General features: G+C 73.1%; 8 protein-coding genes. 7 read left to right on the top strand and 1 reads right to left on the bottom strand.

The features are described from left to right. Positions 1-489: 489 nt before the first annotated feature. The 3 genes from PKD06_RS17435 (at position 490) to rdgB (ending at position 2482) form a co-directional block, all read left to right on the top strand. Positions 490-972 carry a hypothetical protein gene (locus tag PKD06_RS17435; RefSeq protein WP_324382351.1) on the top strand — a complete coding sequence of 161 codons (483 nt, stop codon included), beginning with the start codon at positions 490-492 and terminating at the stop codon, positions 970-972. Between the two features lie 146 nt (positions 973-1118). Next, positions 1119-1838, top strand: a complete 720-nt coding sequence (gene rph / locus PKD06_RS17430; protein WP_324382349.1) for a ribonuclease PH — start codon at positions 1119-1121, stop codon at positions 1836-1838. After that, positions 1835-2482 carry an RdgB/HAM1 family non-canonical purine NTP pyrophosphatase gene (rdgB, locus tag PKD06_RS17425; RefSeq protein WP_324382347.1) on the top strand — a complete coding sequence of 216 codons (648 nt, stop codon included), beginning with the start codon at positions 1835-1837 and terminating at the stop codon, positions 2480-2482. Before rph ends, rdgB begins: the two co-directional genes overlap by 4 nt. A 12-nt stretch (positions 2483-2494) precedes the next feature. On the opposite strand, the gene PKD06_RS17420 is transcribed toward rdgB, so the two are convergent. Next, positions 2495-2734 (bottom strand): DUF1674 domain-containing protein, encoded by a 240-nt coding sequence (locus PKD06_RS17420; protein WP_324382345.1) that lies wholly within the window; start codon positions 2732-2734, stop codon positions 2495-2497. A gap of 21 nt (positions 2735-2755) precedes the next feature. Between PKD06_RS17420 and htpX the strand changes: the two genes are divergently transcribed. The 4 genes from htpX to purH all read left to right on the top strand — a co-directional run. Continuing rightward, entirely contained in the window at positions 2756-3694 is a 939-nt protein-coding gene (gene htpX / locus PKD06_RS17415; RefSeq protein ID WP_324382343.1) for a zinc metalloprotease HtpX, read from the top strand. A gap of 2 nt (positions 3695-3696) precedes the next feature. Further along, on the top strand, positions 3697-5028 hold the full coding sequence (locus tag PKD06_RS17410) for an RsmB/NOP family class I SAM-dependent RNA methyltransferase (RefSeq protein WP_324382341.1): 1332 nt from the start codon (positions 3697-3699) through the stop codon (positions 5026-5028). A 149-nt stretch (positions 5029-5177) separates the two neighbouring features. Next, entirely contained in the window at positions 5178-6794 is a 1617-nt protein-coding gene (locus PKD06_RS17405) for a heparinase II/III family protein (RefSeq protein WP_324382339.1), read from the top strand. A gap of 74 nt (positions 6795-6868) precedes the next feature. Then, positions 6869-8375, top strand: a 1507-nt coding sequence (gene purH / locus PKD06_RS17400) for a bifunctional phosphoribosylaminoimidazolecarboxamide formyltransferase/IMP cyclohydrolase (RefSeq protein WP_324382337.1), incomplete at its 3' end; no start/stop codon positions are given.

Below are 8375 nucleotides of genomic sequence, written 5' to 3'. Positions count from 1 at the left end.
CCCCCCCCCCCCCCCCCCCCCCCCCCACCCCCCCCCCCCCCCGCCCCCCCCCGCCCCCCCGCCGCCCCCGGCTGCGCCGCCCCCGCCGCCGAAACCCGCGCCGGCGCCGGTCCCGCCTCCTCCACCTGCACCCAAGCCGGAGGAAAAGGCGGCACCTGCAAGCGCGGACCCGTTCTCGATCGAGGATATCGAGGCGGAATTCGCCCGGCTTCTCGGACGGCCGCTGGACAAAAAGGACTGAGACACTTTCCCGGACATGCCCGCCGGACCGATCCGGCGGGTCTTGCACCGTGGCGCCGGCCGGATGCGGCCGGCCCGCTCCGCGGGCTTGTGTCTCTCTCTCCCGGCGGGCCCTGGTCGATTTGACGCATCCGGCAACGAAGCGGGGAAGCCGCCGTTGAGTTCGCGTCGATGAGGAGCGTCCCGCCATGCGCGGGAGGAGAGTCCGGTTGCGTATGCATCGACGCTTCAAGGTCCGGGAGAACTCTCATGCGGTATGTTCCGAAACCCGTCCTGGCCGTCTCGGCCCTGCTTCTCGGAGCGGGCATCTCGACGGCGGCCCTGGCCCAGCAGCCGCTGGATATCGTGGTGCGCCCTGTCGCCACCGTGATCGAAGCCCCCTTCGCGATCGTCGGAAGCGCCCTCGGCCGTCCGCCGGCCGGCGTCTACGATCCGGCACCCGCCCGCCGGGCGGCGGTGGGCTATACGAGTTACGGCTGGGCGGTCGTGCCTCCGACCGTGCTGAAGCAGACCGGCCCCCGCTACGTGAACCCGCCGAACGCCGATTACCGCCATCCGATCGTGCTGCGGCGCGGCTCGACCGTTCCCGGCTATGTCGACACCATGCCGGCGGTGAACATCTCCACCCGCGGCATGGTGCGCGACGCGCGCTACGACTTCTTCGTCTCGCCGCAGGACCGCGTGGTCTTCCTCCATCCCGACACGCGGGAAGTTGTGCGCATCGTCCGCTGAGCGGCGAGGAACGCGCGGCGCCGGCCACGGCCGGCGCCCGAGGGAGCGCCGGGACGGCCCACTTTTCCAGCACCTGCGGCGGCCCGCGGCTTGCCCGGCGGGCTCGCGCTCCTTACACAGCGCGCCCGGTCACCCACGGAGATATCATGGCACGGCCTTCCCAGCGCCGGCCGGACGAGTTGCGTCCGGTCACCCTTGAACGCGCCGTCGCCCGCTATGCCGAGGGCTCCTGCCTCGTCTCCTTCGGCAATACGAAAGTGCTCTGCACCGCCTCTCTCGAGGAGAGGGGGCCGCCCTGGCTGCGCGGCTCGGGCCGCGGCTGGGTCACGGCCGAATATGCCATGCTGCCGCGCGCGACCCACGAGCGCACGCGGCGCGAAGTCACCTCGGGCAAGCCCTCGGGCCGCACGCAGGAGATCCAGCGCCTCATCGGCCGCTCGCTCCGGGCGGTCACGAACCTGCCGGCCCTCGGCGAGCGTCAGATCACGATCGATTGCGACGTGCTCCAGGCCGACGGCGGCACCCGCACGGCCTCGATCACCGGAGCCTGGGTCGCGCTGCGCGACTGCCTCGCCTGGATGCGCGCCCGTTCGATCATCTCGGTCGATCCGCTGCGCGACCATGTAGCGGCGGTGTCCTGCGGCATCCACCAGGGCGTGCCGGTGCTCGATCTCGACTATGCCGAGGATTCGGCCGCCGAGACGGACGCCAATTTCGTCATGACCGGTTCCGGCGGCATCGTCGAGGTCCAGGGAACGGCCGAGGGCAAGCCGTTTTCCGAGGCCGAGCTGCTCTCCATGATGAGCCTCGCGCGGGCCGGCATCGCCGATCTCGTCGCCCGGCAGAAGGCGGTGGTGGCCGGGTGAGCGCCCGACGCCTCTCGGGCCGCGCGGTGATCGCGACCCACAATGCCGGCAAGCTCGCGGAGATGCGCGAATTGCTCGCGCCCTTCGGCATCGAGGCCGTCTCCGCCGGGGAACTGGACCTCTCCGAGCCCGACGAGACCGGCACCACCTATGCCGAGAACGCGGCGATCAAGGCGCGGGCCGCCGCCCGCGCCAGCGGGCTCCCCGCCCTCGCCGACGATTCAGGCCTCGCCGTCGAGGCTTTAGACGGGGCGCCGGGGATCTTCTCCGCCCGCTGGGCGGGCAAGCCGGCCGATTTCGCCGCCGCCATGGCGCGCGTCGCGCGGGAGCTGGAATTGCGCGGCATCGGCGAGGATCGCCGCCGCGCCCATTTCGTCTCCGCCCTGGTGGTGGCCTGGCCGGACGGCCACGAGGAATTGTTCGAGGGCCGCGTCTTCGGCCGCCTCGTCCCGCCGCGTGGCGAGCGCGGCTTCGGCTACGATCCGATCTTCCTGCCCGAAGGCTTCGAGCGGACCTTCGGCGAGATGTCCTCCGAGGAGAAGCACGGGATCGACTGGCGATCGGCCCGCCCCTCTCCCCTCTCCCACCGCGCCCGCGCCTTCCTCGACCTCGCCCATGCCTGCCTGCCGCCGCGGGAAGGCTGAGCGAGACGTCTCTCAGAAGTCGACGGCCCGGCCCTCGATCTCCCAGTCGTCGTAGCGGACGGGCTCGAGCCCGCCGCGGCCGGCCTGTTCGGGAACCGGCGCGGCGGCGCGGGCATGGGCGTCGATCGCCGCGCGGCGCTCGGCTGCCTCGGCCAAAGCGCGCTTCGCCGCTGCGGCGCGGCGCTCCTGCGGCGTGGCTTCCTTTTCAGGAGAAGCGGGATCGCCCGCGTGATAGGGGTCGGCATCGGACATGCCGAGGAGGTGGAGGGATCGATGAACGTCGTCAAGACAGGCATGCTGCTCGCGGCGCTGACCGCCCTGTTCGGCGTGGTGGGCTACGGCCTCGGCGGCGGCAACGGCATGTGGATCGCGCTCGTGATCGCCGCCGGCACGAATCTCTTCGCCTGGTGGAATTCCGACCGCATGGCGCTCGCCGCCCATAAGGCGCAGGAAGCCGATCCCGCCAGCGCGCCGGAGCTGTATCAGCTCGTCGGCGAACTCGCGCAGAAGGCGGGCCTGCCCATGCCTCGGGTCTACATCCTGCACGAGGACCAGCCCAACGCCTTCGCGACGGGGCGCAATCCGCAGAATTCGGCCGTCGCGATCTCGACCGGCCTCCTGCGGATCCTGAACCGCGACGAGATCGCGGGCGTGATGGCGCACGAGCTGGCCCATATCAAGAACCGCGACACGCTGCTGATGACCGTCAGCGCGACCGTCGCAGGGGCGATCTCGACGCTGGCGCAATTCGGTTTCCTCTTCGGGGGGCGCGGCGACGGCCGCCCGCACCCGGCCATGAGGATCCTCACCATGCTCCTCGCGCCGATGGCCGCCGCGATCATCCAGTTCGCCATCAGCCGGGCGCGCGAATACGTCGCCGACCGCGACGGCGGGCTGATCTCGGGCCGGCCCGACGCGCTGGCCTCCGCCCTCCTGAAGCTCGAGGCGGGAGCGCGCGGCATCCCGAACCCCCAGGCCGAGCAGCATCCGGCCACCGCCCCGCTCTTCATTGTCAACCCGCTCGCGGGCGGGCGCATCGACAACATGTTCTCGACCCATCCCGCGACCCAGAACCGCGTCGCCGCCCTGCACCAGCTCGCGCAGGAAATGGGCGTGACGGGCGCTCCCCCGAGCGGCGGCGGCTTCGCCTCCGGCGCGCCCGCCTCTCCCTGGGGCGGGCGGCCGGGCGGGCGCGGGCCCTGGGGAGGCTGAGAATGCGGGTTCGCCAGGGCCGCCCTCCCCGCCGAGGGGGCCGCGACGCGCCGGGACTCGCCGAGCGCCGCGCCGCGGCCTTGGCCTTCGCCGCGGCTTTGGACCGCGAGGCGACCCTCGACGAGGCGCTCGCGCGGGAGGGCGAGCAGCCGCTTGCCCGCGCCATCGCGGTGACGGCCTTCCGGCATTTCGGCACGATCGGTCGCGCGCTCGGCGAGCGCCTCGCCAAGGGCATGCCCCGCGATTCCCTGGTGACGGCGATCCTCGCGACCGGCGCCGCCCAGATCCTGTTCCTCGACACGCCCGACCATGCCGCGGTCGATCTTGCCGTCCGGCTCGCGCGGGAGAGCGACCGGACGCGGCACCTGTCCGGGATGGTCAATGCCGTCCTGCGGCGCATCGCGCGCGAGCGGGAGGAGATCGGCCTCGCCTGCGAGGCGAGCGCCGAGCTGCCCGGCTGGCTCGCGGCGCGGTGGCGGCGGAACTGGGGCGAAGCCCGCACCGAGGCGATCGCGGCGGCCCAGCTCGCGGGGGCGGCCCTCGACCTCACCTGCCGCACCGAGCCCGAGACATGGACCGCGCGCCTCGGCGGCATCCTGCTCCCGACCGGCAGCCTGCGCATCCTCGACCGCCGTCCCGTGACGGAGCTTCCCGGCTTCGCCGAGGGCGCCTTCTGGGTCCAGGACGCGGCGGCGGCGATCCCGGCCCGGCTGCTGGAGGCAAAGCCCGGAGAGCGCATCCTCGACCTCTGCGCCGCGCCGGGCGGCAAGACCGCCCAGCTCGCCGCCGCCGGCGCCGAGGTCACGGCGCTCGACCGCTCCGCGAGCCGCCTCGAGCGCCTCGCAGCCAATCTGGCGCGGCTCGGGCTCTCGGCGGAGATCGTCTGCGCCGATGCGCTGTCCTTCGAGGCCGCGCCCTTCGACGCGGTGCTGCTCGACGCGCCCTGCACCGCGACCGGCACCCTGCGCCGCCATCCCGATATCGGCTGGACCCGATCCGAGGAGGATATCCGCATCCTCGCCGCCAGGCAGGCCGCGCTGCTCGACCGCGCGGCCGGGCTCGTGCGGCCGGGCGGGCGGCTCGTCTATTGCGTCTGCTCGCTCGAACCCGAGGAGGGCGAGGAGCAGGCCGCCGCCTTCCTCGCGCGCCGGGGCGATTTCGCCCGCCTGCCCATCACGACCGGCGAGCAGGGCGTCGGGCCGGAGATGCTGACGCCGGCGGGCGAATTGCGCAGCGCGCCCGACCTGTGGGCGCAGGGGCCCGAAGCGGCGCAGGAGAGCTGGCGGCCCGGACTTGACGGCTTCCATGCGGTAAGGCTCGTCCGCACGAAGTGAATGTCGAGTCGCAGGCTCGCGCGAAAGGAGCGCTTCTGGCCAGGACACAATCCGTCAGGTGGCCCGTCGTCCGGGCGGCCCTCGGCGAGGCCGGGCGCGACTGCCTGTCCCGGCTCGGCCGGCTCGCATGGCCCTTCCGGTGGAACCGGATGCCCTCGCGGCTGCTCCTCGCGCCCCAGGATCTGCGCACGGCCGATCCGGGCGTCGCCGCCGAGATGGCATTGGGGCTCTACGTCTTCGCCGACCGCCATCCTCCCGCCATGCCGGGCCTTTCGCCCTTCGAGGTCGAGGCGCCGAACTGGGCCTGGGCGGAGGAGCTGTACGGCTTCGGCTGGCTGCGCGACCTGCGCGCGGCCGATCCCGAGGAGGGTCGCAGCATCGCGCGGCGGCTGACGCTCGCGGCGCTCCGCTCGCCGCGGCGCGTCCTCGAGCGCGGGGTCGCGCGGCGGCCGGCGGTCGTCGCGCGGCGCATCATGGCGATGACGGCGCATTCGCCCCTCCTCCTCGAAGAGGCCGACCACGATTTCTACCACCGCTATCTGCGGCGGCTCGGCCGCGACGCCGCCATCCTGCGCCGCGCCATGACGGATTCGCCGGCGCCCTCCGACCGCCTCGCGGCGGCCATCGGCGTCGCCTATGCCGGATTGTCCTCGACCGGCATCGAGACGCAGGTCCCGCGCGCGAGCCGCGTGCTGGAGAGCGAGCTCGCCCGACAGGTCCTGGCCGCGGACGCGCCGCTCGCGCGCAATGCGAGCGCGCTCGCCGCGCTCCTGCTCGACCTCCTGCCGCTCCGGCTGCTCTACGAGAGCCGCGCCCTCGCGGTCCCCGCCGGGATCGAGCAGGCCGTCGAGCGCGCCCTGCCGATCCTCGCCTCGATGCGCCACGGCAGCGGCGAGCTTGCGCTCTTCAACGGCACCGGGCCGACCCGGCCCGGCGATCTCGCGCTCATCTTCTCGGGCGGGCGGGAGGCGCAGGCCGACGGCTCGGCTCCCGGCTATGCGCGGCTCGAGGCCCGCGGAACCCTCGTGATCGCCGATATCGGCCGCACGCCGCCGCTCGCCCTCTCGGCCGGCGCCCATGCCGGCCCCCTCGCCTTCGAGATGTCGAGCGGGGCGAGCCGCATCGTGGTCAATTGCGGCGCCCCGCCTTATCCGGGCCCGGCCCAGGACAGCGCGCGCCGCACCGCGTCCCACTCGACGCTCGTGCTGGACGGCGAATCCGCCGGCACCCTGATCGACCGCGACGAGACGGTTCCGAAAAGCCGCGCCGCGGCCTATCTCGTGCGGCGCCTCGGTCCGGTCCTCGTCGGCGGGGTCCGGGAGGCCCGCAACACGCGCGAGGCCGCCGAAGACGTCCTGACGCTCACCGCCTCCCATGACGGCTATCTCGCCGAATTCGGCGCGATCCATACCCGCACGCTCCGCCTCAAGGCCGACGGCAGCGAGCTGGAAGGGGAGGACGCCATCCGGTTCGCCGGGCGCTCGGCCCATCCGGGAGCCCGGGCGGTACTGCATTTCCACCTCCACCCGAGCGTGAGCGCGCGCGAGGAAGAGGGCGGCATCGTCCTCGACCTGCCGGGCGGCGAACGCTGGCGCTTCGGCGCGACCGGCGCGGCCGGCGCGACCGGGTCCGCCCCCCGCCTCGCGCCGAGCCTCTTCTTCGCAGTCACCGAAGGCCGGCGCGGGACGCAGCAGATTCTCGTGCCCCTGCCGCCGGCCGAGGGCGATGCCGGCTGCTCGCTGCGCTGGCTCTTCATCCGCAGCTGATTCGTCGCTCTCCGTTCCGCATCGCGGCGGCGCATGCTAAGCGGCCCGCAATCTTCCCCGACCCGGAACCCGACATGCCCACCGATCTGCGGCGCATCGGCCGCGCGCTCCTTTCCGTCTCCGACAAGACCGGGCTCGTGCCCTTCGCCAGGGCGCTGCACGAGCGCGGCGTCGATCTCGTCTCGACGGGCGGCACCCGCAAGGCCCTCGCCGAGGCCGGACTGCCGGTCCGCGACGTCTCCGACCTCACCGGCTATCCCGAGATGATGGACGGGCGCGTGAAGACCCTCCATCCGGGGGTCCATGGCGGCCTTCTCGCCATCCGGGACGATGCCTCGCACCGCGCCGCCATGGAGGCGCACGGGATCGAGCCGATCGACCTCCTCGTCGTGAACCTCTACCCCTTCGAGGCGACGGTCGCGGCGGGCAAGCCCTACGGGGATTGCGTCGAGAACATCGATATCGGCGGACCGGCCATGATCCGCGCGGCGGCCAAGAACCACGGCGACGTCGCCGTGGTGGTCGACATCGCCGATTACGAGCGCGTCCTCGCGGAGCTTTCCGCGCACGAGGGCAGCACCTCGCTCGCCCTGCGCAAGGCGCTGGCCCAGAAAGCCTATGCCCGCACCGCCGCCTACGACGCGGCGATCTCCTCATGGTTCGCGGGCGCGATCGGCGAGGTCGCGCCGCCCATCCGCGCCCTTGGCGGCACCCTGGCCGAGGCCATGCGCTACGGCGAGAACCCGCATCAGGCGGGTGCCTTCTACCGCTCGCCCGAGGCGCGGCCGGGAGTCGCCACGGCACGCCAGATCCAGGGCAAGCAGCTCTCCTACAACAACGTCAACGACACCGACGCGGCCTATGAATGCGTGGCCGAGTTCGACCCCGCCCGAACCGCCGCCGTCGCCATCATCAAGCACGCCAATCCCTGCGGCGTCGCCGAGGGCGCGAGCCTCGTCGAGGCCTATGAGCGCGCGCTTCGCTGCGACCCGGTCTCGGCCTTCGGCGGAATCGTCGCGCTGAACCGCAGGCTCGACGCCGACGCCGCCCGCAAGATCGTCGAGATCTTCACCGAGGTCATCATCGCCCCCGAGGCGGACGAGGAGGCGGTCGCCATCGTCGCCGCCAAGAAGAACCTGCGCCTCCTGCTCGCGGGCTCGCTGCCCGATCCGCGCGCGCCGGGCCTCACCTTCCGCACCGTCGCTGGCGGTTTCCTGACCCAGGGCCGCGACAACGCCGTCGTCGATGCGATGGACCTCAAGGTGGTGACGAAACGCGCGCCCTCGGAGAGGGAACTCGCGGATCTGCGCTTCGCCTTCCGCGTCGCCAAGCACGTGAAGTCGAACGCCATCGTCTATGCCAGGGACGGGGCGACCGTCGGCATCGGCGCGGGCCAGATGAGCCGGGTCGATTCCTCGCGCATCGCCGCCTGGAAGGCGGCGGAGGCGGCGAGGACGGCCGGCCTGCCCGAGAGCCTGGCGAAGGGCTCGGTCGTCGCCTCCGACGCCTTCTTCCCCTTCGCGGACGGGCTCCTCGCCGCCGCCGAGGCGGGCGCGACGGCCGTCATTCAGCCGGGCGGCT

This window comes from Enterovirga sp. (assembly GCF_035325185.1).
Classification (GTDB): domain Bacteria; phylum Pseudomonadota; class Alphaproteobacteria; order Rhizobiales; family Beijerinckiaceae; genus Enterovirga.
Note: the sequence above shows the minus strand (reverse complement) of the source record. Positions and strands in the feature narration are given on the sequence as shown.

What these genes read in the sequence shown, in the direction of transcription:
- PKD06_RS17435 (WP_324382351.1), top strand. Translation starts at nt 490, where the DNA reads ATGCGGTATGTTCCGAAACCCGTCCTGGCCGTCTCGGCCCTGCTTCTC.
- rph (WP_324382349.1), top strand. Translation starts at nt 1,119, where the DNA reads ATGGCACGGCCTTCCCAGCGCCGGCCGGACGAGTTGCGTCCGGTCACC.
- PKD06_RS17420 (WP_324382345.1), bottom strand. Translation starts at nt 2,734, where the DNA reads ATGTCCGATGCCGACCCCTATCACGCGGGCGATCCCGCTTCTCCTGAA.
- htpX (WP_324382343.1), top strand. Translation starts at nt 2,756, where the DNA reads ATGAACGTCGTCAAGACAGGCATGCTGCTCGCGGCGCTGACCGCCCTG.
- PKD06_RS17410 (WP_324382341.1), top strand. Translation starts at nt 3,697, where the DNA reads ATGCGGGTTCGCCAGGGCCGCCCTCCCCGCCGAGGGGGCCGCGACGCG.
- PKD06_RS17405 (WP_324382339.1), top strand. Translation starts at nt 5,178, where the DNA reads ATGCCCTCGCGGCTGCTCCTCGCGCCCCAGGATCTGCGCACGGCCGAT.